This is a genomic window from Stenotrophomonas sp. 05N423 (genome assembly GCF_056397145.1).
In genome coordinates, this window is record NZ_JBFTMV010000008.1 from 19,235 (window position 1) to 43,408 (window position 24,174).

Sequence of the window (24,174 nt, forward strand, 5' to 3'; positions counted from 1 at the left end):
TCAGCGCACTCCGGTGTGGCCGAATCCACCCGTTCCACGCGCACTGTCGATGAAAGTATCCACCACCTGCAAGGTCACGCGGGCGATGGGCAGGACAACCAGCTGGGCGATGCGGTCGCCCGGTTCGATGGTGAACGGCTCTCGGCCGCGGTTCCACACGCTGATCAGCAACGGCCCCTGGTAATCGGCATCGATCAGGCCGGTGCCGTTGCCCAGCACGATGCCGTGGCGATGGCCCAGCCCGGAGCGCGGCAGCACCACGGCGCACAGGCCCGGATCGGCGATATGGATGGCGATGCCGCTGGGCAGCAGCGCCGCATCGCCGGGCTCCAGCGTCATCGGCGCCTCGATCGCCGCGCGCAGGTCCATGCCGGCGCTGGCTTCGGTGGCATAGGCCGGCAGCGGCCAGGCATCGCCGAAGCGCGGGTCCAGCAGTTTCACCTGCAGCGGCTGCAGGGCGATGTCCGTCTTCATGCGTCCAGTCTCTCCGCGATCAGGTCCAGCAGTTGTTCGGCCAGCTGCGTCTTGGCGGTGCCGGGGAAGGCGCGCTGGCCGTCGTTCCAGTAAGCGGTGGCCGCGTTCTGGTCGCTCTCGAAACCGCCGCCGGCGATGCCGACCTGGTTGGCGATGATCAGGTCCAGGTGCTTGTCGGCGAGCTTGCCGCGCGCGTACTTCTCCACGTCGTGGGTCTCGGCGGCGAAACCGACCACCAGCTTCAGCATCTGCTCCTGCGCGGCCACCTCGGCCAGGATGTCCGGGGTGCGCACCAGCTCCAGCGTCAGCGTCTGGCTGCCGGCGGTCTTCTTCAACTTCTGCTGCGCCACCTGCCGCGGCGTGTAGTCGGCCACCGCCGCCGCGCCGATGTAGATGTCGGCCGGCAGCGCGGCCAGCACCGCCTCGCGCATCTGCGCGGCCGAGCGCACGTCCACCCGTTGCACGCCGGGCGGCGTCGGCAACTGCACCGGCCCACTGACCAGCATCACCTGCGCGCCACGGCGCGCCGCGGCTGCCGCCAGCGAGTACCCCATCTTGCCGCTGGAGCGGTTGCCGACGTAGCGCACCGGGTCCAGGTCTTCATACGTGGGGCCGGCGCTGATCAGTACGCGCATGCCCTGCAGCCGGTCCGGCACGGCCGGCGCCGCGGGTCCGGCATTGCCGGCCAGCGCGGCGACGATCGCCTCCGGTTCGCTCAGCCGGCCGGGGCCGGATTCGCCCTCGGCCAGCGGGCCGTCCTCCGGCCCGACCACCTGCACGCCACGCTCGCGCAGCAGCGCGATGTTGGCCTGCGTGGCCGGGTGCAGCCACATGCGGTGGTTCATCGCCGGGCACACGGTCAACGGCGCGGTCGTGGCCAGGCACAGCGTGCTGACCAGGTCGTCGGCGTGGCCCTGGGCCAGCCGCGCCAGCAGGTCGGCCGTGGCGGGCGCGATGACGATGCGGTCGGCCCAACGGGCCAGTTCGATATGGCCCATCGCCTGTTCGGCGGCGCTGTCCCACAGCGTGGTGCGGACCGGCTGGCCGGACAGGGCCTGGAAGCTCAGCGGCGTGACGAACTGCTGGGCACCATCGGTCATCGCCACCTGTACGCTGGCGCCGGCGTCGCGCAGACGGCGTACCAGCTCCAGCGATTTGTAAGCCGCGATGCCGCCGCCGACGCACAGCAGCAGCTTCTGTCCGTCCAGCGGCCGGGACGGCGCATGGACACTGTGGGGAAAGCCGGTCACTTGGGAAATCCTACCTGCACAAGAATCTTTAGCTTACCCGAAGGGTCCGTGACGACTTATTACCTTGCGCACGGTCCGCGCTCACCCTGCAGCCATGCACATCCGCCACTGGCCCAACTCCGAACGCCCCCGCGAAAAGCTGCTGGCACATGGCGCCCGCATCCTTTCCGACGCGGAGCTGCTGGCGATCTTCCTGGGCTCGGGCCTGCCCGGCCAGGATGCGATACGGACCGCGCGCGAGATGCTGCAGACGCACGGCCCGCTGCGGCAGCTGATGGACCGCAGCGCGCGCGAACTGATGCGGGTGCCGGGGCTGGGCCCGGCCCGCGCCTGCCGGCTGGTCGCGGCGCTGGAGCTGGGCCAGCGCCATCTGGCTTCCGACCTGGAACGGGGTACCACCCTGACCGACCCGGACTCGGCCGGCCGCTATTTCGTCCAGCGGCTGCGGCCCCAGCCCCACGAGGTCTTCGCGGCCCTGTTCCTGGACACCCGGCACCGGGCGCTGGCCTTCGAGGAGCTGTTCCGCGGCACCATCGACAGCGCCGAGGTTTACCCTCGCGAACTCGTGCGCAGGGCCCTAGCCCACAACGCCGCGGCGGTCATCGTGGGCCACAACCACCCTTCAGGCAGCACCGAGCCCTCCACGGCCGACCGCGCCGTCACCCTGCGCCTGCGCGACGCCCTTTCCCTGGTGCAGGTACGGTTGCTGGACCATTTCGTCATCGGCGACGGTCTGCCGGTGTCCCTGGCTGCCCGTGGCTGGATGTAGCCCGGGTGCTTGCCCCCGCGTACTCCGGTCCGCCCCCCTGCAGTGGAGCACCGCGGGCCGGATCGATGGCGACCTGCATCACGGGCGGCGCGCGCAGGCCAGCCGCCGCGCGCGTCCACCCCCATGGGTGCGGCCTGCCGCCCGGCCCTGCACCCCGCGTTGACTTCGCTGACCGCCGGGCCGGCCCCGGAAGCAGCTCCCCCGTCGGTCGGGTAAAATGCGCAGTTCCGCGCTCCAAGCAGACAGTCACGTGAAATCCCTACTCCGCGCCCTGATCGGCCAAGGCATCGAAGCCTTGCGCGCCAACGGCACCCTGCCTGCCGACACCCTGCCACCGGATTTCGTGGTCGAACGACCCAAGACCCGCGAGCATGGCGACTTCGCCACCAACGCCGCAATGCTGCTGGCCAAGGCCGCGCGCAGCAACCCGCGTGCCGTGGCGCAGGCGCTGGTCGCGGCGCTGCCGCCCAGCGACGACGTCACCAGCGTCGAGATCGCCGGCCCGGGCTTCATCAACTTCAAGCTGGCGCCGGTGGCCTTCCAGCGGGAAGTGGCCAGCGTGCTGCGCGAAGGCGCCGACTATGGCCGCAACCTTGGCGGCAACGGCCGCAGCGTCGGCGTCGAATATGTTTCGGCCAACCCGACCGGCCCACTGCATGTCGGCCACGGCCGCGCCGGCGCCATCGGCGACTGCATCGCCCGCGTGCTGGAAGCCAACGGCTGGAACGCCAAGCGCGAGTTCTACTACAACGACGCCGGCGTGCAGATCGAGAACCTGGCCCGTTCGGTGCAGGCACGCGCACGCGGCTTCAAGCCGGGTGACGAGCAGTGGCCCACCGAGGCCTACAACGGCGAGTACATCGCCGACGTCGCCAAAGCCTACCTGCTCGGCCAGACCGTCGAACTGGAAGGCAGCCAGGTTGTCGGTGCCGGCGATGCCGGAGACTTCGAGGCCATCCGCCGTTTCGCCGTGGCCTACCTGCGCAACGAGCAGAATCTGGATCTGGCCGCGTTCGGCGTGGATTTCGACATCTACTTCCTGGAAAGCTCGCTGTACAAGGACGGCAAGGTCACCGAGGCGGTGGATCAGCTGGTCGCGTCGGGCCATACCTACGAGGAAGGCGGTGCGCTTTGGCTGCGTTCGACCGACTTCGGTGATGACAAGGACCGCGTGATGCGCAAGTCCGACGGCACCTACACCTACTTCCTGCCGGACGTTGCCTATCACCTGAGCAAGTGGCAGCGCGGCTACGAACGCGCCATCACCGAGCTGGGCGCCGATCACCACGGCTCGCTGGCGCGCGTGCGCGCCGGCCTGCAGGCGCTCGGCGTGGGCATCCCGCAGGGCTGGCCGGAATACGTGCTGCACCAGATGGTGACGGTGATGCGCGGCGGCGAGGAAGTGAAGCTGTCCAAGCGCGCCGGCAGCTACCTGACCCTGCGCGACCTGATCGACGAAGTCGGCAGCGACGCCGTGCGCTGGTTCCTGATCGCGCGCAAGCCCGATTCGCAGCTGACATTCGACATCGACCTGGCCCGCCAGCAGAGCAACGACAACCCGGTATTCTACGTGCAGTACGCGCATGCCCGTGTCTGCTCGCTGCTGCGCCAGGCACAGGAAAAGGGCCTGGACCATGACCAGGCGCAGGGCCTGGCCGCGCTGGCGCAGCTGGACGACGACGCCTCGCTGGAGCTGATGAACGAGATCTCGCGTTACCCGGAAGTGGTCGAAGCCGCCGGTGTGGCGCTGGAACCGCACCTGGTCGCGCAGTACCTGCGTGAATTGGCGCACGCCTTCCACACGTGGTATCACGGGACGCCGGTGCTGGTGGACGATGCCGCCACGCGCAACACCCGGCTCGCCCTCGCCGGCGCGGCGCGGCAGACGCTCGCCAACGGCCTGGGCCTGCTGGGCGTAAGCGCACCGGAAAAGATGTAAGCAAGGAGAAGCAGCAGAAATGGCAGCACGACGCGGCAAGAGCCAGGCCCGGCGCAACAGCGGCAACGGGACGCCCGGCTGGGTATGGCTGGTCGCCGGCGCGGCGATCGCGGCCGTGGTGTTCCTGGCCGCCCCGAATCTGTTCAAGAAGGATGGCGACGGCTTCCTGCGGGTAGGCCCGCAGCCCAACCCGGACGCGCAGCCGGCACCGGTCGCCGATGCCGACATCGACGCCGGCGCGGACCTGCCGCGTCCGGCCGCGCGCACGGGAGCGCAGCCGGCAGATAAGCCGGCCGCGACCCAGTACGACTTCTACACCCTGCTGCCGGGCAAGGAAGTGCAGATGTCCGACGCCGAACTGGCCGCCAGCGCCCGTGCCGAGGAACAGCGCCGCGCCCAGGCCGCGCGTACGGCACAGACCAGCGAAGCCCAGCGCGCGCAGGCGGCCCTGGAAGGACGCCCGGTACCGCCGGCGACCGCACCGCTGCCCGCACCCATCAGCGAGGCGCCGCGCCAGGCGGTGGCCAGCGAGAACGCGACTGCCCGCACCACTGCCCCCGCTACGGCGCCTGCCGCCACGGCGGCAGCGGACAGCACGGCGAAGCGCCCGGAACCGGCGGCACCAGCGACCGGCGCGACCAGCGACAACGTCCGCTACATCCTCCAGGCTGGCGCCTTCGGTGCTTCCGGCGATGCCGAGGCGACCAAGGCCAAGCTGGCGATGATGGGCCTGGCTGCGCGTGTCGAATCGGCGCAGATCAATGGCAATACGGTCTACCGCGTGCGCATGGGGCCCTACGGCACCGCCAGCGAACTGGCCGAGGCCAAGGCCAAGCTCAACGGCAGCGGGCTGCAGGCCATGGCCATAAAGGCGCAGTAACACCGCTTTGGCGGTGTTAACCCAAGGTTTGCGGAGCAAACCTTGGGCCCCGTGCCCGCTATCTCCACAACCCCGCGCCTGTCGGCGCGCCTCGGCAACACCGCCACGGCGGTGTTGCCCCAACGTCTGCTGCGCAGACATTGGGCCCAACGCCCTTTACCTCCACATCCCCGCGCCAGTCGGCACGCCCCTTGACTCAAGGGGGCTGTTTCTCCGATTGGTAGATGCAAGGGATCGCGCTGCGTGGGAGCGACTTCAGCCACAATGGCTTTGGCTTTCCGGTCCGTTGGTTCAAGCATCCGCGGGTGAACCCTGCTTCCCCGAAGCGGCCGCTCGCCGCTCTCTCCGATGCCATGCGCGGATCGGGCAAGACAGGTCGGACACGAGCATGCGAGAGCCACGATCCCGCGAAGGTGCGAAAATCGACGGCCCCCTTTCCCTGGAAATCCGTCATGTCCAAGACTGTCCTGATCACCGGCGCCACGTCCGGTTTCGGCGCCGCTGCGGCGCGCCGCTTTGCCGGTGCCGGCTGGAAAGTGATCGCCACCGGCCGCCGCGCCGCGCGCCTGCAGCCGCTGGTGGACGAGTTCGGTGCGGACACGGTGCACGCGGCAGTCTTCGACATCCGCGACGCCGCGGCGATGGAAGCGGCGCTGGCGGCGCTGCCTGCGGCGTTCCGCGGCATTGACCTGCTGGTCAACAACGCCGGGCTGGCGCAGGGCACCGCCGCCGCCCAGCACGCCCGCCTGGAAGACTGGCGCACGATGATCGACACCAACATCACCGCCTTGGTCACCCTCACCCATCGCCTGCTGCCGCAGCTGATCGAGCGCCGTGGCGCGATCATCAACATCAGCTCCACCGCTGCGATCCATCCGTATCCGGGCGGCAATGCCTATGGCGGCACCAAGGCCTTCGTCAGCCAGTTCTCGCTGGGCCTGCGCGCCGACCTGCACGGTACCGGCGTGCGCGTGACCGCGATCGAACCGGGCATGGCCGAGACCGAGTTCACCCTGGTGCGCACCCATGGCAACCAGGCCGCCTCGGACCAGCTCTACAAGGGCGCCAACCCGATGACCGCGCAGGACATCGCCGAACAGATCTTCTGGGTCGCCACCCTGCCGCCGCACCTGAACGTCAACCGCCTGGAACTGATGCCGGTCAGCCAGTCGTTCGCCGGCTTCCAGGTCGCGCGCGAAAGCTGACGTCCCCGCCGCCTGCGCGCCAGCGGCGCTCAGGCCGGCGCTTCGGTGGCATGGATGCGGTAGCCGTTCTTGCCACCACCCTTGATCTGGTACATGGCCCGGTCCGCGCACTCCAGCAGCTCACCCAGCGTATCGCCATGCAACGGGTACAGGCTGACGCCGATGCTCGCGCCCAGCACATACTCGCGCCCCTCCACCCGCAGCGGCGCGGTGAACTCGCGCAGCAGCTTCTGTGCGATGCCGTGGGCATGGTCCGCATCTTCCAGCTGGGTGCAGATGGCGACGAATTCGTCGCCGCCGATGCGGGCGCAGATATCGGTGCTGCGCGTGGACTGGCGCAGCCGCGCGGCCAGCGTCTTGAGTACTTCGTCGCCGACCCGGTGCCCGGCGCGGTCGTTGACCGGCTTGAAGTTGTCCACGTCGATATAGATGACCGCCGCCAACTGGTGCGGACGATGGGCCAGGACCAGCGCGCTCTCGAACAGCGTGCGCATGTAGCGCTGGTTGCTCAGCCCGGTCAGCGGATCCTGGAAGGCCATGTCCAGCGCCTTCGATTCGGCCTCCAGCAGGCGCTTCTGGAAACTGCGCAGCACCGCGGCAAGCAGCGAGAAATACTGCACCAGCACCAGCAGCGCGCCGAACAGGAAGCCGTAGACGAACCAGGCCGGCACGCGCTCGATGATGGCGAACGCCGTGGCCCAGTGCAGGGCGAGCAGGGCGCTGGCCGCGGCGGTGACCGACAGCAGGCGGCGGTCGAGCTGGTCGCGCCGGGTCCATGCGATCCAGGCCGCAACGGCCAGCAGCCCGGCGTTGAACAGCGCCACCCCGGCGCCGCGCAGCAGCGGCGGGAACGCCCAGGCCCAGGCCGCGAGTATCCAGACCTCGATCGCGAAAGTGGCGACCAGCAGGTCGCGCAACCGCACCGGCACCTCGAAGAACCGCACCAGGCCGACCACCAAGCAGGACTTCTCGACCACGTTCAACGCGGTGTAGACCGATACGAGGGCCGTGCGTCCGTGGTACTCGTCCAGCGGGAAGACGAACACCAGCCGGGAGGCGAGCGCGAACAACATCGCCAGGGCCCACCAACCGGCGCCGGGATTGATCCGCGGCGTGCGCCGCACCCACAGGAACAGCAGGAAAAAGATGAAATACACGGTCGAGCCGATCGTATGGACGATCTCGTACGGCATGCGGCACCCCCTGTTGTGCCTTTCCACACGCAGGCGCGGCCCGCACCGGGCTGACTTCGTCCCGGTATGGAGTGCCGCTTCCTTCGTTCCCCGGCGCCACTATCGACCCGATGTGACGGTCATTACAAGTCTTCCGCGACCACGGTCACGCTGTTCCGGTTCGACCACGCACATGGGCGCGCCAAGGCCTTCCGCCAGCACCACCCAGGTCCCACCCGCGGGGCAGAGACAGGGGCGCAGCTGTCGCCCGGCACGATGCGGATGCGTGCAGTGACCGGGGGCGCGGCGTGGCCTGCCTCCCTCTCCTCGATCGCTATCGGCGATGGAGGAGAGGGAGGCAGCATCTGCCGCCGCCTTCGCCTGGATCACCTGCCCGGGGCTCAGCCCAGCGGCTCGTCCGACAGGTAGGTATAGCCGGTCAGGCCGGCTTCCAGTGCCGCATCCAGCTCGGCCGCGCGCACGGCCGGCAGATTGGCGGCGGCCACGCGCTGGCGGTAGGCCGCGCGCAGGTCGTCCAGCCGGTAGCCGACGTAGTCGAGCATCACGTCGGTGGTGTCGCCACGGCGCTGCTGGGCGATGCGGTAACCGGCGTCATCGACCGTGACCTCCACCGCGTCGGTGTCACCGAACAGGTTGTGGATGTCGCCGAGGATTTCCTGGTAGGCGCCGACCAGGAAGAAGCCGATGCGGTAGCTCTCGCCATGGCGCACGGCGTGCAGCGGCAGCGAGCTGTCCAGGCTCTCGTTCTCGACATAGGTCTTGACCATGCCGTCCGAGTCGCAGGTCATGTCGGCGATCACGCCGCGACGCTGCGGGCGCTCGTCCAGGCGCTCGATCGGCACGATCGGGAACACCTGGTCGATCGCCCAGGCATCGGGGATCGATTCGAACACGCTGAAGTTGACGAAATACTTGTCGACCAGGCGGTCGTTCAGTTCGTCCAGCGCCGGGCGATGGCTCTTTTCGTCGTAGCTCAGGCGCGCGCGCACGCCGTTGGCGATGGCGTAGAACAGGTCGTCGATGCGCGCGCGCTGCGGCAGGTCGATCTGGCCCAGCGCGTAGGCGCTCAGGCCTTCGGCATGGAAATGCTGGGCTTCCTGGAACAGTTCCACCGCCGGGCGCTGGTCCAGTTCGTCGTGGATCTCGCGCAGGTGGCGGATGGCGGCCGGTTCATCGTCGTGCGCTTCCGGCACGCGGCCTTCGGCGGCCTGCTCCACTTCCGACACGTTGGCGATCAGCACCGCGTGGTGCGCGGTCATCGCGCGGCCGCATTCGGTGACGATGCGCGGCTGCGGCAGGCCATTGGCCTCGCAGGCCTCGGCCAGCGGCTGCACGATGTTGCTGGCGTAGGAACCGAGCCCGTAGTTGATCGAGCAGTAGCTGCGCGAACGCGTGCCTTCGTAGTCGATGCCCAGGCCGCCGCCGACGTCCACGTGGCTGATCTTCGCGCCCAGCCGCGACAGCTCGACGAAGTAGCGGGTGGCCTCGCGCATGCCGTTGGCGATGTCGCGCACGTTGCTGATCTGGCTGCCCATGTGGAAGTGCAGCAGGTTCAGGCAATCGGCGTACTCGGTGTCGCGCAGCGACTTCCACAGGTCCAGCAGCTGCCGCGGCGACAGCCCGAACTTGGCCTTGTCGCCGCCGCTGTTCTGCCACTTGCCGGCGCCCAGCGAGGCCAGGCGCATGCGCACGCCGATGCCCGGCTTCACGTCCAGCGCCTTGCATTCCTCCAGCACCAGCTTCAGCTCGGACGGCTTCTCGATGACGATATAGGTCTGCAGGCCGAGCTTGCGGCCGATCAGCGCCAGGCGGATGTATTCGCGGTCCTTGTAGCCGTTGCAGACGATCAGGCCACCCGGGCGCGACAGCGCCAGCACCGCCATCAGTTCGGGCTTGGAGCCGGCCTCCAGGCCGAAGCCCTCGCCATGGTGCGACGCCAGCGTGCCGGCCACGCCCTGGTGCTGGTTGACCTTGATCGGGTACACGGCGGTGTAGCCACCGGTGTAGTCCCAGTCGCGCTGGGCCTGGGCGAATGCCGCCTGCAGCTTGCCCAGGCGCTGGCCGAGAATGTCCGGGAAGCGCACCAGCAGCGGCAGCTTGGCGCCGGCAGCGCGGGCCGAGTCGACGATTTCCGGCAGCGACACGGCCGGGCCCTGCGCGCCGGTGGGGCGCACCACGACATGCCCGGCGGCATCGACGTCGAAATAACCATCGGACCAGTGCGGGATCGAATAGGTCTTGCGGGCCTGGTCGAGGGACCAATCGCTCATCGGCGTAGCAACTCTCGGCTGTGGGTAAGAATGGCGCGCATTCTAACGCCTGCGGGGCGGCGGTCCGTTACAATCCGCGCCCGCGCCACCTCCCCTCTCCCGGGGAGAGCGATCGGCCTGGACGTCAGTCCAGGTGAAACCTGCCCGTGGCAGGCTTCGCCCGGCCGCATCCTTTCCTTCCAGGCACTTCTCCGGTCGGGAGAAGGACCAGCCCCCAGCATTCAGGATCACCATGACCACCAACGAGAACTGGTTCATCGAACACTTCCAGCCGACTGGCTCGGCCATCGGTTTCCGCATCACCGCCAAGCTGGACGAAGTGCAGTCGCCGTTCCAGAAGATCGAGATCTACGACAGCACCGACTGGGGCAAGCTGATGGTCATCGACGGCGCGATGATGCTGACCACCAAGGACAATTTCTTCTACCACGAGATGATCAGCCACCCGGTGCTGTTCACCCACCCGGCGCCCAAGCGCGTGGTGATCATCGGCGGCGGCGACTGCGGCACCCTGCGCGAGGTGCTCAAGCACCCGGGCGTGGAGAGCGCCACCCAGTGCGACATCGACGAGCAGGTCACCCGCATGGCCGAGAAGTACTTCCCGGAGCTGTGCGAATCCAACGGTGACGCACGCGCCGAGCTGCTGTTCGACGACGGCGTTGCCTACATGGCCAACTGCGCCCCGGGCAGCGTGGACGTGGTGATCGTGGACTCCACCGACCCGGTCGGCCCGGCCGAAGGCCTGTTCAACAAGGCGTTCTTCGAAAGCTGCTTCCGCGCCCTGAAGGACGACGGCCTGCTGGTGCAGCAGAGCGAATCGCCGCTGGCCCTGCTGGACCTGATCAAGGACATGCGCGCGGAAATGGGCAAGGCCGGCTTCCAGTCGTTCAAGACCCTGCCGTTCCCGCAGCCGTGCTACCCGACCGGCTGGTGGTCGGTGACCGTGGCCAGCAAGCAGGCCGGTTTCGGCTTCGGCTTCCGTGAGGCCGACTCGGCCGCCAAGCCGTTCGACACGCTGTACTACACCGCCCCGCTGCACACCGGCGTGCTGGTCAGCCCGCCGTTCGTGGCCAAGGCGCTGGGCGAGTAAGCCCACGCCACATCGCAGTGCCGTACCCCAACCCCGCGCCGGCCACCGGCGCGGGGTTTTCATTGCTCTTGCTTGTTCCCTGCTCCCCCGTCCGGATCCATCTTCCCGCCGTGCGCAGCCATCCCCGACACGAGCAGGCATCTCGCCCAAAGAGAAGTCCCGGGCAATGCCGGACGACCACTTGACTACAAGTGTAGTCAATCGATAGTTTTAGGCGGGTTCTCCAACTGAGGTCAGTCAATGCGCCCCATTACCTGGGTGTGTGGTGTCGCCCTGCTGATGTGCAGCGCTCTCGCCCAGGCGAAGCAGCCTCCAACCGCCGATGAACTGCGCCGCCTGGCCGACAGCTATGCGGATCACCGTGGGTTCAATGGGACGGTGCTGGTGGCGCGGGGAGATCAGGTGCTTCTGCGTGCCGCCTATGGCCAGGCCAATGTCGAATGGGCGACGCCCAACCGGGTGGATGGGCGCTATCGGGTCGGTTCACTGAGCAAGCCGCTGGTCGCCACGCTCACGATGCAGTTGATCCAGCAGGGCAAGCTGCGGCCGGAGGGAACATTGGGGGAGTACCTGCCGGCGCTCTATGCCGGGACGCCCGCCGCAGCCGTGACGGTGGCCCAGCTGCTCAGCCACACCTCGGGGCTTGCCGACATCCCCGGGCGCTACACCGACCCGTGGTGGCAGACCGTCGCGCGCCAAAGCCATGCACCGATGGACTTTGCCCGGGAGTGGATCAAACCGGCACTTCTGGAGAACCCGGGCCAGCAGTGGCGATACAACAACAACGGCTTCTTCCTGCTCGGCCTTCTGATCGAACAGGTAACGGGGCAGTCTCTTGCGGACAACCTGCAGGAGCGGATATTCGCGCCGGCGGACATGGCTTCCAGCGGTCTTTTCAACGGCAGCTCGGTGCTGGAACGGCTCGCCGAAGGCTACACCCGCACCGTGGATGGCACCTTGGTGCACCCGCAGTGGATCGACCCGAGCGTGTCGTTCGCGGCAGCAGGAATCTACACCACGGTCGACGATCTCTACCGCTTCGATCGAGCGCTATACAGCGAGCGCCTGCTGAGCCATGACACGCGGCGGCAGATGCTGACAGCGCAGGCTTCCAACTATGGGTTTGGATGGAACATCGACAACTGGACCTTGCCCGACGGCGCCAAGCTGCAGGTCGTTTCCCACACCGGCAGCGTACCGGGCTACCAGAGCTATTACCTGCGGTCCGAGTCGCACGAGGACTGCGTCATCATCCTCGACAATTTCTGGCAGGGTTCGCTTGTGGTGACGATGGGCCAGGACTTCATGGAGGTCCTCAACGGCAAGCCGATGCAACCGGTAAAGCGGAGCCTGGACGACCTGCTGACGCCGATCGCCTATCGTGAGGGGCTCAAGGCCATGACGGCGGCATATGAAGGCCTGGGGTCGCGCCGCGACGACTACGACCACAGCGAGCGGGCATTGAACACGCTGGGCTACAGGTTTCTTCGTGCCGACCGGAAGGATGAGGCGGTCAGAGTATTCGAATGGGGCGTGGCGGCGTATCCCGGCTCGGCCAATACCCACGACAGTCTCGGCGAGGCGTATCGCGCGGCGAAGCGGCTGGATGAAGCGCGCAGAAGCTACCAGGTCGCGTTGAAGCTTGATCCGGCCAGCCAGAGCGCCCGCGCTGCGCTGGAAGAAATGGAGGCGGCCAGCCAACCAGAAGAGAGCAGCGATTGAGGCATGCCGATGCCTCCCGGCATGCGATCACCTCGTCCTGATGATCTCTTCCTGCAAAGAGCCATCACGCCAGATCGCCGCTTCTGGCCAGCCCGCCGTTCGTGGCCAGGACATCGGGCGAGAAGCCCGGTCTTCGTCCAGAAAAAACCCGCGGCGACGCGGGTTTTTCATTTCCGGAACGGATCCTCCCCCGGATAACGAAGTCGCAGCCCTGGAAAACCCGATCCCGGCAGGATCAGCCCTGGAAATCGCGCCACAGCGGGATGCCACGCCGACGCGCATTCCAACGCCCGTGCAGCCCCATTGCCAGGCCGAACAGCACGCCGGCCAGCACCATCGCCAGCAGCACCATGCCCACCGGCATCTGCGAACGGCGCCACAGTATCAGCCACATCATCAGGCCCCACACCGGCCCGAAGAAGGCACCGGTCAACAGGGCGGTGGAAGCCAGACCCGCCATCGGCGGTGGCGGCACGCGGAAGCCGAGCTTCCACAGCAACTGGTACAGCAGCGGCGCGGACGTACCGCGCGGCAGGCCCTTGCCATCCAGCATCGCCAGGGCCCGCTGCAGGCGCTGGCCGAATTCCCCGTCCATGGTCGCCACGGCTCAGAGCGCGTCGGCGTCGAGCTCGCCGGTGCGGATGCGCACCACGCTGCCCAGGTCGTAGACGAACACCTTGCCATCGCCGATCTTGCCGGTGCCTGCGGCCTTGACGATGGCTTCCACCACCTCGTCGGCCTGGGCGTCGGTGACCGCGACCTCGATCTTCACCTTGGGCAGGAAATCGACCACGTACTCGGCGCCGCGGTACAGCTCGGTATGGCCCTTCTGCCGGCCGAACCCCTTGACCTCGGTGACGGTGATGCCGGCCACGCCACGCTCGGCAAGCGCCTCGCGCACGTCGTCCAGTTTGAACGGCTTGACGATGGCCATGATCATTTTCATCGGTCGTTTTCCTGTCGGTGTGCCGATGGAAGGATAGCCTGCCCGGCCCCGGCCGGGGCGTGCCCCCGCAGGCACCAAGGGATTATCCTTACGTCCCTACGCAACAGAGCCCGATGGCCGCGGTTGTGGGTGGCACCTAATCTGCCAGCCTGCCCCTGCGGAGACTCCCCATGATCGACCTCAACCACATCGATGCGCTGGCCCGCCGCCTGAGCGACCTGGTGCCGCCGGGACTGCGCGAATCGCGCGAGGAACTGCAGGCCACCTTCAAGAGCGCCCTGCAGGCCGGCCTGGCCAAGCTGGACCTGGTCACACGCGAGGAATTCGAGGTGCAGCGCGCCGTGCTGCTGCGCACCCGCGAGAAGCTGGACGCACTGGAACAAGCTGTCGCCGCACTGGAAAAGCGTCCCGCCAGCGACGCCTGAGGCGCCGGCCATGAGCCTGGCGCTGGTGCACAGCCGTGCACGCGCCGGCGTGCATGCGCCGCCGGTACGGGTCGAAGTGCATCTGTCCGGCGGATTGCCCTGCACCCAGATCGTGGGTCTGCCCGAAGCGGCGGTGCGCGAATCCCGCGACCGTGTGCGCGCGGCCATCCTCTGCGCGCAGTTCGAGTTCCCGGCCCGGCGCATCACCATCAACCTGGCCCCGGCCGACCTCCCCAAGGATGGCGGCCGCTTCGACCTGCCCATCGCGCTGGGCATCCTCGCCGCCAGTGGACAGATCGACCGCCAGGCCCTGTCCGGCCATGAATTCATCGGCGAACTGGCGTTGACCGGCGAACTGCGTGGCGTGGATGGCACACTGCCGGCCGCCATCGCCGCGGCGCGCGAACAGCGCACGCTGGTGGTGGCGCCGGACAACGCAGACGAAGCCGCGCTCGCCCGGCAGGCGACGGTCAAGGTCGCACGTACCCTGCTGGAAGTCTGCGCTGCACTGTCCGGCGAGAAAGCACTGCCGGATGCGCAGGTCGCCGCCACGGATCCGGTTCCGCTGCCTGACCTCGCCGATGTACGCGGCCATGCGCAGGCACGCCGCGCACTGGAGATCGCCGCCGCCGGAAGCCACCATCTGCTGCTGGTCGGCTCACCCGGTTGCGGCAAGACCCTGTTGGCCTCGCGGCTGCCCGGCATCCTGCCCGAAGCCAGCGAAGCCGAAGCGCTGGAAACCGCCGCCATCGCCTCTACCGGCCGGCATGGCGTGGATCCGGCACGCTGGCGGCAGCGGCCATACCGATCACCGCATCACACGGCCAGCGCGGTGGCCCTCGTCGGAGGGGGCTCTCTCCCCCGGCCCGGCGAAGTGTCGCTTGCGCACAACGGTGTGCTCTTTCTCGACGAGCTGCCCGAGTGGAAGCGCCAGGCGCTGGAAGTGTTGCGCGAACCACTGGAGTCAGGTGTGGTCACCATCTCACGGGCGGCGCGCAGCACCGAGTTCCCCGCCTGCTTCCAGCTCGTCGCGGCCATGAATCCGTGTCCCTGCGGATGGGCGGGCGACCGCAGTGGCCGCTGCCGCTGCTCCGGGGACGCGATCGCCCGCTATCGCGCCCGCATCTCCGGTCCGCTGCTGGACCGCATCGACCTGCAGCTGCAGGTTCCACGGCTGCCACCGGCCGAATTGCACGGCGATACGCCCCCCGGGGAAAGCAGCGCCACCGTGCGGGAGCGGGTGGCACGGGCCCGCGCCCGCCAGTTGCAGCGGGCGGGCCGGCCCAATGCGCGACTGGACCCCGGACAGACCCTGCGCGACTGCGCACTGGCCCGCCCGGACCAGGCGATGCTCGAACAGGCGATGGAACGCCTGCAGTTGTCGGCACGCTCGATGCACCGCATCCTGCGCGTGGCCCGCACCATCGCCGACCTGGCCGGTGGCGGCCCCATCGAACGTGCGCACCTTGCCGAGGCCATCGGCTACCGCCAGCTGGATCGCGCCTCTCCAGACAGTCCGCTGTAGGCGGACAGGATTCCACCGCAGGCTTCAGCGGGAATGTTCCGCCGGGTGTTGTCAGACACGACAATGCGCCGCGGCCCATCGGACAGGGCATTCGCGAATGCCCTTCTGAACGGGGCAACGTCGTCCTGCAGGCTCCCGCGAAATGTCCAGCCGGGCCATGTCCGGCGCTGCACGACACCACAGCCCCATTGGACTGCAGCTCCTCCGCAGGCCTCCATGGGGCTGATGGCACCTTGCCGCAGACTGACGATGAACAGGCGTCGTTTCGATACTACGAGGCACGCTGACCAGTGCCCGGTCGCCCTCGGTGAAGCACGACAGTATCCCGCCAGGCTCCACGTCGAACCTGCGTCGAAGCAGGCGTGCCCGCTGAACTCGCCGGCCCGCACCTGCCGCATGCCCGGCCCGATGCAGCGGGCCTGCGAGGAACGCCGCCCGGCACGGCAGCCCCTTCGACCGACCCGGCATCGCCCAGGTCCACCCCCGGTCGCCCCGAATGCGACGACAATGGCCGAGCATCGCCTTCCCCTCCCGCGGAGCCGGACATGGACAGGATCGAACGCCCTTTCTTCCCGATCATCTACGTGCGCGGTTACGCGATGACACGCTCGGAGATCGTCGAGACCACCTCCACGCCCTACATGGGCCTGGAGGCCGGCTCCACCAAGATCCGCCAGGCGCAGGACGGCTCGGTGGTGAAGTTCGTGTTCGAGTCGCCGCTGGTGCGGTTGATGAAGGACTACGGTTACCGCGACGTCTACGACGGCGGCGCCGAACTGCGCAGCGGCATCGCGCCGCGCAGCATCGTCATCCACCGCTATTACGACGTGGCCGACCCCGCGTTCGGCGATGGCAAGGCGCCGTCCATCACCGAGGCCGCCGCCAGCCTGGGCCGGCGCATCCTGGAGTTGCGCGACAGCGTGTGCGGCAACAATGCCAGCCAGCGCCGCGACTTCCGCGTGTACCTGGTCGCGCACTCGATGGGTGGGTTGATCTGCCGCTGCCTGCTGCAGAACCCCGAGGTCGCCAGTGCCGAGGCGCGCACGCTGGTGGACAAGGTGTTCACCTATGCCACGCCGCATAACGGCATCGACATCGCCGGCATCAACGTGCCCGATCTGCTGTCGGCCAACGACATGAACAACTTCAACCGCGGCAACATGGCGCGTTACCTGAAGGTGTCCAAGGACAAGGTCAACACGCTGGGCGACTCCGGCTTCCCGCCCGAGCGCATGTTCTGCCTGATCGGCACCAACAGCCGCGACTACGCGGTGGCGCGCGGACTGTCCTCGTTCGCGGTCGGCGCGCTCAGCGACGGCCTGGTGCGCATCGCCAATGCCTACGTGGAAGGTGCGCCGCGCGCCTTCGTCAACCGCAGCCACAGCGGCTACTTCGGCATCGTCAATTCCGAGGAGGGCTACCAGAACCTGTCGCGCTTCCTGTTCGGCGACATCTGCGCCACCGCGCAGCTGGACATCACCGCGCTGGCTCTGCCGCCGGAAGTCGAGGCCGCGCGCAGGCGCGGCAAGCAGGTCCGCTCCTCGTACTACATCGAAGCCACCGTGGCGCCGCGCGGCGCCTATACCTACGAACTCACTGCGCGCACCCAGGCCAACGAGTGCGCGGTGCGCCGCGAATACAGCGACATCTTCGACGCGGACGGCAAGGTACGCCGCGACGCGCGCGCGCCGGTGCTGTTCTCGGTGTTCCTGGACAGCCGCCGCATCACCGCCGGCAGCGAGGTTGCCTTCTCCATCGAGCTGGCGGTGTGCAACGCCGGTTACGAGGTCGATGGCGCGCTGTTCCTGAAGAACCACATCCCCGGCGAATACCTGTTCCGCAACACGCTGGTGCTGTTCGCCAAGCCCGATGGGGGCAGCTGGCGGCTGCGCTATGTCTGGGGCGACGACCAGTGGGCCGGCGGCCCGAAGACCCAGGCCGAGCTGGACAGCGCCAAGGCCCGGGCCATCGGCATCGGCCAGCAGGCTCCCAACGTGTTCACGGTGCCCCTGTCCTCGGCCAAGGGTTTCGCGGCGGAACTGAAGATCGCGCTGTCGGACTGGGAGTGAGGCGGGATCGGCTGCGGATGGCGACGCTCTGCCCGCGGGTGCCGGAGCGGATGAGGCGGTAGAAGCCCGCGTCGTGCCGGCAAGCGCGACGTCGGCACGCAGGCCCCCGACATGTTCAACCTGCAACCACTTGAAGTGGTCGAGGGCCGCCGGCGGCGATCTTCAAGCGCCTGGGCGTGCGCAACAGCACCCAGGCCAGCGTGGTGCTGCGCGCCGATGCGGTACTGGTCAAGCTGCAGGGCGGGGCGGCAGACGCAGCTGGCGCTGGCCGAAGGCGAGCAGCTGCAGGTGCCGCCGATACCGGCCCGCCCCGTACCGCGCCGATGCCGACGGTGGCCGCCAACCGCGCGGTGTTCAGCACCACTCCGTGCTGGAACCGAGCTGCATGCAGCGACCGGTCGTCGGCCCTGCCGGGCGCCGCGAAGGTAGCGCAGCGCCTGCGTCCCCCCGGCCGCAGCCCTCCCGTGTGTTGCGCTAGTGGAAATCCCGCGAACGGGTCTGCAGGTCGCCCAGCAGGTGGCTGAGGTCGTGCAGGTCGCGGGCGATCAGGTGCTGCACGCCGTCCACCTGTTCCCAGCGCCCGCGCACCGCCATCAACCGCGCACCCAGCAGCACCTTGCGCCGGCGCGCGGCCAGGTCCTGCCATACCACCACGTTGAGTGGGCCGTGCTCGTCCTCGAGGGTGACGAACACCGTGCCCTTGGCCGTGCCCGGGCGTTGCCGCTGCACGACGATGCCGGCCACGTGCGCGCCGCGCCCATGCGACAGCTGCCGGACCTGGGCGATGTCGAGCACGCGCTCGCGCCGCAGCCGCGCGCGCAGCAGCGACAGCGGGTGTTCGCCGAGGGTGAGGCCGAGCGTGCGATAGTCGGCCAGCACGTCCTCACCGGCAGAGGGCGCCGGCAACGACACCGCCTCCTCGTCGGGGCTGCCGGGCAGCAGCGGCCGCTGCCGCTCGATGCCGGCCACTTCCCAGCGCGCGGCATGGCGGTGCCCGGCCAGCGCCTGCAGCGCACCGGCCTCGGCCAGCGCACGCCGCACCCGGTCGTCCAGGCCGGCACGCAGGCACAGGTCGCGCACGTCGGCGAACGGTCGCCTGGCACGCGCGGCGACGATGGCCGACGCCACGGCTTCCGATAGTCCGGCCACCTGGCGCAGGCCAAGCCGGATGGCCGCCTGCCCCTCGTCGTCGTCCTCGCCGCGACGCGCCCGTCCACCTTCCAGCGTGTTGTCCCATCCGCTGCAGGTCACGTCCACCGGCCGCACCTCCACGCCACGGCGTCCACCGCGACCCTCGCGGCGCGCGTCCTGCACGATCTCGCTGGGCGAATAGAAGCCCATCGGTTGCGCGTTGAGCAGGGCGCAGGCGAAGGCCGCCGGCTCGTGGCGCTTGAGCCAGCTGCTGATATAGACCAGCTTGGCGAACGAGGCGGCATGGCTCTGCGGAAAGCCATAGGAGCCGAAGCCCTTTATCTGCTCGAAGATCTGGTCGATGAATTCGTCGGAATAATTATTGCCCCGCATCCGTTCGCGGATGCGGACGCGATGCGGCTCCATGTCGCCGCCCCGGCCCCAGGCCGCCATCGAGCGGCGCAGGACGTCCGCTTCGCTGTGGGTGTAATCGGCGGCGATGATGACCAGTTCCATCACCTGTTCCTGGAACAGCGGAATGCCGCAGGTGCGCCCGAGGATTTCCTTCAATGCATCCGGACAGGTCGCCTCCTCCTTGCCCTGTCGTCGCCGCAGGTAGGGATGCACCATGCCGCCCTGGATCGGCCCGGGGCGCACGATCGCCACCTCGATCACCAGGTCGTAGAAACAGCGGGGCTTCAGCCGCGGCAGCATGCTCATCTGCGCGCGCGATTCGATCTGGAACACGCCGATGGTGTCGGCGGCCTGGATCATCGCGTAGGTGGGCTTGTCGCCGGCCGGCAGCCGCGCCAGGTCGATGCGATGGCCGCGGTGGCGCTCCACCAGCTCCAGCGCCTTGCGGATGCAGGTGAGCATGCCCAGCGCCAGGCAGTCGACCTTGAGCAGCTTCATCGTCTCCAGGTCGTCCTTGTCCCACTGGATGATGGTGCGCCCGTCCATGGCCGCGTTCTCCACCGGCACCACGCTGGACAGCGGCGCATCGCTGATGACGAAGCCGCCCACATGCTGGGACAGATGGCGCGGATGGCCGCGCAGCTGCATGGTCACCGCCATCAGCCGCTGGATCAGCGGGTTGTCCGGGTCGAAGCCGGTCTCTCGCAGCCGCTGCGCCATCGGCACTTCGCCATTGCCCCAGCCATGGCAGCCGGCCAGCAGCGCGATCTGGTCCGGCGGCAGGCCGAAGGCACGGGCCACGTCGCGCACCGCGCTCCTGCCGCGGTAGCGGATCACCGTGGCCGCCAGCGCGGCGCGGTGGCGACCGTATTTTCCGTAGACGTACTGCAGCACTTCCTCGCGCCGCTCGTGCTCGAAGTCCACGTCGATGTCCGGCGGCTCGTCGCGCTCGCGCGACAGGAAGCGCGCCATCAGCAGCCGGCTTTCGGCAGGGTTCACCACGGTGATGCCCAGTGCGAAGCACACCGCCGAGTTGGCCGAGGAACCGCGGCCCTGGCACAGGATCTTCCGCTCCCTGGCGAAGCGCACGATGTCCTGCACGGTCAGGAAGAAGGCTTCGTACTGCTTGTAGGCGATCAGCTCCAGCTCGTCCTCGATCTGCCGGGCGACGTCCACCGGCGTTCCCTCCGGCCAGCGTTCGCGCATGCCGCGTCCGGTCAGCTCGCGCAGCCAGCTGGTGGGGGTATGCCCGGCGGGCACCAGTTCGGTCGGGTACCGGTACTGCAGCTGGCCCATGTCGAAGCTGCAGCGGCGTGCCAGCCGCACCGCGTTGTCCAGCAGCGCAGGCGGATGGATGTTGCCCAGCGCGCGGCGGGTACGCAGGTGGCGCTCGCCGTTGCGGAACAGGTGCGCGCCGCAGTCGGCCAGCGGCAGGTTGTGGCGGATGGCGGTCATCGTGTCCTGCAGCATGCGGCGGCGGCGCACGTCCATGTGCACGTCGCCGCTGGCCAGCGGCGTCATCCGCAGTGCCTCGGCCAGCACCAGCAACTGCTGCAGCCGCGCGGCGTCGTCCTGCTCGCGGTGCAGTTCCACCGCCAGGTGCGCGTGCGCGCCGAACCGCGCCTGCAGCCAGCGCCCCTGTTCCTCCTGCGGTTCCGCGCCCGGCAGCCACAACGCGAACAGGCCCGAGGCTTCCAGCGCGATGCCCTCCAACACTGTTTCCACGTCCGCACGTCCCAGCAGGTAGGCACCCTTTCCGGCGGCACGGCGGCCGCGGGTGATAAGTTCGCACAACCGCGCGTAGCCGGCGGCGGTTTCCACCAGCAGCACGCAGCGCAGGCCGCAGGCCAGGGCGAACTCGCTGCCGACCACCAGTTTCACGCCGCTGGCACGCGCGGCTTCCCAGGCACGCACGATGCCCGCCAGCGAGCATTCGTCGGTGATCGCCAGCGCCTCGTAGCCGCAGTCGCGCGCGCGCGCGAACAGTTCCTCGGCGCTGGCCGCGCCGCGCAGGAAGGAGAAGTCGGACAGGCAGTGCAGCTCGGCGTAGGCGGGCAGGCTTTCCTCGCCGGGCGCGCCGTCGTTGGCGGCTTCGCGGCCCAGCCGCTGCGCCACTTCCCAGGCGCGCGGCGCGCGGGTGCCTGCATGCGAGTCGCGCGCTTCGCGCCGGCTCATGCGAACCATCCGTGCAGCATCCAGCCGCCCTGCTCGCCCGGCGGCGCGAACGCCCAGGCGCGCTGGCCCTGCGAGGTTTCCAGCACGTAGTAGTCGCGGCGCGCGTCGTCGCCGTCCCACCAGCCGCTTTCCAGCCGTTCCGGACCGGACACGATGCGCGGGCGCGGATCGCGCAGCGGCACCGGCTGCGGCAGCAGCCAGGCCGGGCGTGGCGGCAGCCCCGGTGCCGCGTCGCCGATGCGGCCTTCGTCGCCCTGCAGCGGCCGCCAGGCGCGTTCCGGGCGCGGATCGCAGGTGGGCGTGATGCGGTGCACCGCGCTGTCTCCCAACCGCGCGCGCAGCCGCTCGCGCAGCTGCGGCCACGGCTGCTGCTGGCGTGTGCGCGGATCGAAAAGATCGCGCGAGGCCGGCACGAACGGCGGCAGTTCGCGCGCCAGCAGGCGCAGCGCGACCACCGGCCGGTTGATCCGCACCTGTTCGAGGCGGTTGCGTACCAGCTCGAACAGCAGCGCCGGCTCGCGCTCGGCGGCCAGCAGCCCCACCGCCACGTCGCTGTGGCCTTGCTCGTGTTCCAGCCGCAGCACGAAACGCTGCACGCCGCCGTCGCGCACCGACAGGTAGGTGCACAGGTCGCCGACCAGGCGGCGCAGCGGGAACAGCAGCGCGGTATGGCTCTCGACCTCGTAGCCCAGTTCCAGGTGCGCGTCGAAGTGGTCCGGCGGTGCGTAGTACGCCAGCGGGTCGTCGGCCTGACCGTAGAGCCGGTCCAGGTGTTCCAGCAGCGGCAGGCCGAAACGGCGGCGCAGCGCATCGCGCGGCAGCGCGCGCAGCGTGCGCAGGTCGCCGATGCCCATGTGCCGCAGGCGCTCGCCGCCATCCTCCGGCAGTCGTGCACGGCGCACCGGCACGCAGTCCAGCAGGGCCGCCATCGCCGCCGGCTGAGTCACCGCCAGGCCGTCGCGCAGGTCGGCCAGCACCTGCGCGGCGCGCGGCGTCGACGCCAGCGCGATGCGGTGGCTGAAGCCCAGCAGTTCCAGTTCCTCGCGCAGCCGCGCCTCGATGCGCGGCCAGGGACCGAGCAGGGCGAAGCTGGCGCGCACCTCCAGCACGATGCAGCCAGACCATTGCGCGCTGACCAGCGAACTGTGCCGGTAGGCCCATGCGGCGAGGAAACGCTGCCAGCGCTGCTCGGCCTGCGGATCGTGCTCGACCAGGGCCAGCCCGGGCAGCAGCGCATGCGCGGCGGTCAGGCGCATGCCGGCCTGCACGCCGGCGGCAGCCGCGGCGGCGTTGACCGCATGCAGGGTGCGCAGCTGCGCCGGGCCGGTGACCAGGGCCAGCGGCGCCAGTGGATCAGGACAGCGGCGGAGGACGGCGTCCAGCGCCAGCTGCGGCAGCAGTACACAGGCCCAGAGCATGGCCGCACCTCACCGCGTGGCCAGGGCGAAGGCACGCGCCGGCGCCGGACCGCCACGGCATTTGCGCACCTGCCAGGCGCTGCCGCCGTGCGCGTCGCGCACCGCCTCCAGGCGCAGCGCGGCCGGCGAGGGATTGGCCGCATGGCGGCGGTCGCGCAGGGCGAAGCCCAGGCATTGCCCGCTGTCGGCCGCCACCTGCAACCGCCGCAACGCCTGCGCATCGGCGTGCAGCGGCCAGCCCAGCACAGCGGCGCAGGCGCCGCTGCGCAGGCATTGCTCGAACGCCCACAGCGCGTCGCGCGGCGTGGCCTGCACGATCTCCAGCCGTTCCAGCGCCACGCCCGCGGCCTGCCAGGCCGGGGCGTAGGGAACATAGGGCGGCGCCACTACCGCCACGGTGGCGCCAGCCCCGCTCAGGCGCGCCAGGGTGGGCAGCAGCAGGGCCAGTTCGCCCACGCCATCGGCCGGCAGCAACAGTTCGGTCAGCGCATGCCGCGGCCAGCCACCCTGCGGCAGCAGCGCATCGAGCGCGGCATGGCCGGTGGGCTCGCCCAGCGCCGCGACCGACGCACGCCCGGCGTGCCACAGCGTCTGCGCGGCCAGCAGGCTGTCGAGGGCGACTACCGTGCCCATTCAACCCGGGCGTACCAGCCCGCAGTAGACGCCTTCGATGGCGAAGTCCTGGCCCGGCCGCACCTCGATCGGCGCATGCGCGCGGTTGCGCGGCAGCAGGCGGATGCGCTTCGGCCCGCGCTGCAGGCGCTTGATGGTCAGTTCGCCATCGACGCGCGCCACCACGGTCTGGCCGTCGCGCGCCTCGGGCGTGCGCTGCACACCGACCAGGTCGCCGTCGAGGATGCCGTCGTCGATCATCGAATCGCCCTGCACGCGGAGCAGGTAATCCGGGCGCAGCGCGAACAGGCGCCGGTCCAGCCAGAACTGCTGGTCCAGGCCGATGTCGGCGCCGATCGGCTGGCCCGCGGCCACCCGCCCCAGTACAGGCAGCGGCAGCAGGTCGGCATCGCCCCCGGGCAGGCGCAGGCCGCGTTTGCGACCCGGCACCTGCTCCAGCAGGCCCTCGGCCAGCAGCGCCTGCACGTGCTTCTGCGCGGCGTTGCGCGAGGAAAAGCCGAAGGCCGCGGCGATCTCGGCCAGGCTGGGCGCACGCCCGGCCGCCAGCTCCCCGCGCAGGAAGGCGAGGACGGCAGCACGTTGCGGTGGCAGGTCGGCGGGGATCATGGGTGTACATTTGTACACCCACCGCGTGGCCAAGGCCAGT

19 protein-coding genes are annotated in these 24,174 nt (G+C 69.3%); 9 read left to right on the forward strand and 10 right to left on the reverse strand.

Annotated elements, in window-relative coordinates; translation table 11 throughout:
- Both dut and coaBC read right to left on the reverse strand, forming a co-directional pair.
- Complete coding sequence (gene dut, locus AC1DGW_RS12905) at nucleotides 1-474, reverse strand: dUTP diphosphatase (protein WP_478023579.1); 474 nt, start codon at nucleotides 472-474, stop codon at nucleotides 1-3.
- Nucleotides 471-1,724: a bifunctional phosphopantothenoylcysteine decarboxylase/phosphopantothenate--cysteine ligase CoaBC gene (gene coaBC / locus AC1DGW_RS12910; RefSeq protein WP_478023581.1), complete on the reverse strand. Its 1,254-nt coding sequence runs from the start codon at nucleotides 1,722-1,724 to the stop codon at nucleotides 471-473. Before coaBC ends, dut begins: the two co-directional genes overlap by 4 nt.
- 94 nt (nucleotides 1,725-1,818) lie before the next feature.
- Between coaBC and radC the strand changes: the two genes are divergently transcribed.
- The 4 genes from radC (at nucleotide 1,819) to AC1DGW_RS12930 (ending at nucleotide 6,517) form a co-directional block, all read left to right on the forward strand.
- Entirely contained in the window at nucleotides 1,819-2,493 is a 675-nt protein-coding gene (radC, locus tag AC1DGW_RS12915) for a RadC family protein (RefSeq protein WP_478023583.1), read from the forward strand.
- Between the two features lie 250 nt (nucleotides 2,494-2,743).
- Nucleotides 2,744-4,432 carry an arginine--tRNA ligase gene (argS, locus tag AC1DGW_RS12920; protein WP_478023585.1) on the forward strand — a complete coding sequence of 563 codons (1,689 nt, stop codon included), beginning with the start codon at nucleotides 2,744-2,746 and terminating at the stop codon, nucleotides 4,430-4,432.
- 19 nt (nucleotides 4,433-4,451) lie between these two features.
- Entirely contained in the window at nucleotides 4,452-5,312 is an 861-nt protein-coding gene (locus AC1DGW_RS12925) for an SPOR domain-containing protein (protein ID WP_478023587.1), read from the forward strand.
- 452 nt (nucleotides 5,313-5,764) lie between these two features.
- Nucleotides 5,765-6,517 (forward strand): SDR family NAD(P)-dependent oxidoreductase, encoded by a 753-nt coding sequence (locus AC1DGW_RS12930; protein WP_478023590.1) that lies wholly within the window; start codon nucleotides 5,765-5,767, stop codon nucleotides 6,515-6,517.
- A gap of 29 nt (nucleotides 6,518-6,546) precedes the next feature.
- Here AC1DGW_RS12930 and AC1DGW_RS12935 read toward each other — a convergent pair whose 3' ends face one another.
- Together AC1DGW_RS12935 and speA are read right to left on the reverse strand one after the other, a co-directional pair.
- On the reverse strand, nucleotides 6,547-7,710 hold the full coding sequence (locus tag AC1DGW_RS12935; RefSeq protein WP_478023592.1) for a diguanylate cyclase domain-containing protein: 1,164 nt from the start codon (nucleotides 7,708-7,710) through the stop codon (nucleotides 6,547-6,549).
- A 380-nt stretch (nucleotides 7,711-8,090) separates the two neighbouring features.
- Nucleotides 8,091-9,980, reverse strand: a complete 1,890-nt coding sequence (speA, locus tag AC1DGW_RS12940) for an arginine decarboxylase (RefSeq protein ID WP_478023594.1) — start codon at nucleotides 9,978-9,980, stop codon at nucleotides 8,091-8,093.
- Nucleotides 9,981-10,212: 232 nt separating this feature from the next.
- Between speA and speE the strand changes: the two genes are divergently transcribed.
- Both speE and AC1DGW_RS12950 read left to right on the forward strand, forming a co-directional pair.
- Nucleotides 10,213-11,070 (forward strand): polyamine aminopropyltransferase, encoded by an 858-nt coding sequence (gene speE, locus AC1DGW_RS12945; RefSeq protein ID WP_478023596.1) that lies wholly within the window; start codon nucleotides 10,213-10,215, stop codon nucleotides 11,068-11,070.
- 240 nt (nucleotides 11,071-11,310) lie between these two features.
- Entirely contained in the window at nucleotides 11,311-12,792 is a 1,482-nt protein-coding gene (locus AC1DGW_RS12950) for a serine hydrolase (protein ID WP_478023598.1), read from the forward strand.
- 235 nt (nucleotides 12,793-13,027) lie between these two features.
- Here the strand turns inward: AC1DGW_RS12950 and AC1DGW_RS12955 are convergent, their stop codons facing one another.
- Complete coding sequence (locus AC1DGW_RS12955; protein ID WP_478023600.1) at nucleotides 13,028-13,387, reverse strand: DUF6404 family protein; 360 nt, start codon at nucleotides 13,385-13,387, stop codon at nucleotides 13,028-13,030.
- 12 nt (nucleotides 13,388-13,399) lie between these two features.
- Nucleotides 13,400-13,738 carry a P-II family nitrogen regulator gene (locus AC1DGW_RS12960; RefSeq protein WP_054662546.1) on the reverse strand — a complete coding sequence of 113 codons (339 nt, stop codon included), beginning with the start codon at nucleotides 13,736-13,738 and terminating at the stop codon, nucleotides 13,400-13,402.
- Nucleotides 13,739-13,908: 170 nt separating this feature from the next.
- Here AC1DGW_RS12960 and ubiK point away from each other — a divergent pair, with 170 nt between their 5' ends.
- From ubiK to AC1DGW_RS12975, 3 genes are all read left to right on the forward strand, one after another.
- Nucleotides 13,909-14,163, forward strand: coding sequence for a ubiquinone biosynthesis accessory factor UbiK (gene ubiK / locus AC1DGW_RS12965; protein WP_478023602.1), 255 nt, complete (start codon nucleotides 13,909-13,911; stop codon nucleotides 14,161-14,163).
- A 10-nt stretch (nucleotides 14,164-14,173) separates the two neighbouring features.
- On the forward strand, nucleotides 14,174-15,688 hold the full coding sequence (locus tag AC1DGW_RS12970; protein WP_478023604.1) for a YifB family Mg chelatase-like AAA ATPase: 1,515 nt from the start codon (nucleotides 14,174-14,176) through the stop codon (nucleotides 15,686-15,688).
- 545 nt (nucleotides 15,689-16,233) lie between these two features.
- Nucleotides 16,234-17,757, forward strand: a complete 1,524-nt coding sequence (locus AC1DGW_RS12975) for an esterase/lipase family protein (protein ID WP_478023606.1) — start codon at nucleotides 16,234-16,236, stop codon at nucleotides 17,755-17,757.
- A 474-nt stretch (nucleotides 17,758-18,231) separates the two neighbouring features.
- Here the strand turns inward: AC1DGW_RS12975 and AC1DGW_RS12980 are convergent, their stop codons facing one another.
- Genes AC1DGW_RS12980 through lexA form a run of 4 tightly spaced genes read right to left on the reverse strand, consistent with a single transcriptional unit; the run spans nucleotide 18,232 to nucleotide 24,134 of the window.
- Nucleotides 18,232-21,477 carry an error-prone DNA polymerase gene (locus AC1DGW_RS12980; RefSeq protein ID WP_478023608.1) on the reverse strand — a complete coding sequence of 1,082 codons (3,246 nt, stop codon included), beginning with the start codon at nucleotides 21,475-21,477 and terminating at the stop codon, nucleotides 18,232-18,234.
- Nucleotides 21,474-22,895, reverse strand: coding sequence for a Y-family DNA polymerase (locus tag AC1DGW_RS12985; RefSeq protein WP_478023610.1), 1,422 nt, complete (start codon nucleotides 22,893-22,895; stop codon nucleotides 21,474-21,476). Before AC1DGW_RS12985 ends, AC1DGW_RS12980 begins: the two co-directional genes overlap by 4 nt.
- A gap of 9 nt (nucleotides 22,896-22,904) precedes the next feature.
- Complete coding sequence (gene imuA, locus AC1DGW_RS12990) at nucleotides 22,905-23,528, reverse strand: translesion DNA synthesis-associated protein ImuA (RefSeq protein ID WP_478023612.1); 624 nt, start codon at nucleotides 23,526-23,528, stop codon at nucleotides 22,905-22,907.
- Nucleotides 23,529-24,134, reverse strand: coding sequence for a transcriptional repressor LexA (lexA, locus tag AC1DGW_RS12995; protein ID WP_055772995.1), 606 nt, complete (start codon nucleotides 24,132-24,134; stop codon nucleotides 23,529-23,531).
- Nucleotides 24,135-24,174 lie beyond the last annotated feature (40 nt).

Coding starts and splice junctions, on each gene's coding strand:
- dut (WP_478023579.1), bottom strand. CDS start 474: ATGAAGACGGACATCGCCCTGCAGCCGCTGCAGGTGAAACTGCTGGAC.
- radC (WP_478023583.1), top strand. CDS start 1,819: ATGCACATCCGCCACTGGCCCAACTCCGAACGCCCCCGCGAAAAGCTG.
- AC1DGW_RS12925 (WP_478023587.1), top strand. CDS start 4,452: ATGGCAGCACGACGCGGCAAGAGCCAGGCCCGGCGCAACAGCGGCAAC.
- AC1DGW_RS12930 (WP_478023590.1), top strand. CDS start 5,765: ATGTCCAAGACTGTCCTGATCACCGGCGCCACGTCCGGTTTCGGCGCC.
- AC1DGW_RS12935 (WP_478023592.1), bottom strand. CDS start 7,710: ATGCCGTACGAGATCGTCCATACGATCGGCTCGACCGTGTATTTCATC.
- speA (WP_478023594.1), bottom strand. CDS start 9,980: ATGAGCGATTGGTCCCTCGACCAGGCCCGCAAGACCTATTCGATCCCG.
- speE (WP_478023596.1), top strand. CDS start 10,213: ATGACCACCAACGAGAACTGGTTCATCGAACACTTCCAGCCGACTGGC.
- AC1DGW_RS12950 (WP_478023598.1), top strand. CDS start 11,311: ATGCGCCCCATTACCTGGGTGTGTGGTGTCGCCCTGCTGATGTGCAGC.
- AC1DGW_RS12955 (WP_478023600.1), bottom strand. CDS start 13,387: ATGGACGGGGAATTCGGCCAGCGCCTGCAGCGGGCCCTGGCGATGCTG.
- AC1DGW_RS12960 (WP_054662546.1), bottom strand. CDS start 13,738: ATGAAAATGATCATGGCCATCGTCAAGCCGTTCAAACTGGACGACGTG.
- ubiK (WP_478023602.1), top strand. CDS start 13,909: ATGATCGACCTCAACCACATCGATGCGCTGGCCCGCCGCCTGAGCGAC.
- AC1DGW_RS12970 (WP_478023604.1), top strand. CDS start 14,174: ATGAGCCTGGCGCTGGTGCACAGCCGTGCACGCGCCGGCGTGCATGCG.
- AC1DGW_RS12975 (WP_478023606.1), top strand. CDS start 16,234: ATGGACAGGATCGAACGCCCTTTCTTCCCGATCATCTACGTGCGCGGT.
- AC1DGW_RS12980 (WP_478023608.1), bottom strand. CDS start 21,477: ATGAGCCGGCGCGAAGCGCGCGACTCGCATGCAGGCACCCGCGCGCCG.
- AC1DGW_RS12985 (WP_478023610.1), bottom strand. CDS start 22,895: ATGCTCTGGGCCTGTGTACTGCTGCCGCAGCTGGCGCTGGACGCCGTC.
- imuA (WP_478023612.1), bottom strand. CDS start 23,528: ATGGGCACGGTAGTCGCCCTCGACAGCCTGCTGGCCGCGCAGACGCTG.
- lexA (WP_055772995.1), bottom strand. CDS start 24,134: ATGATCCCCGCCGACCTGCCACCGCAACGTGCTGCCGTCCTCGCCTTC.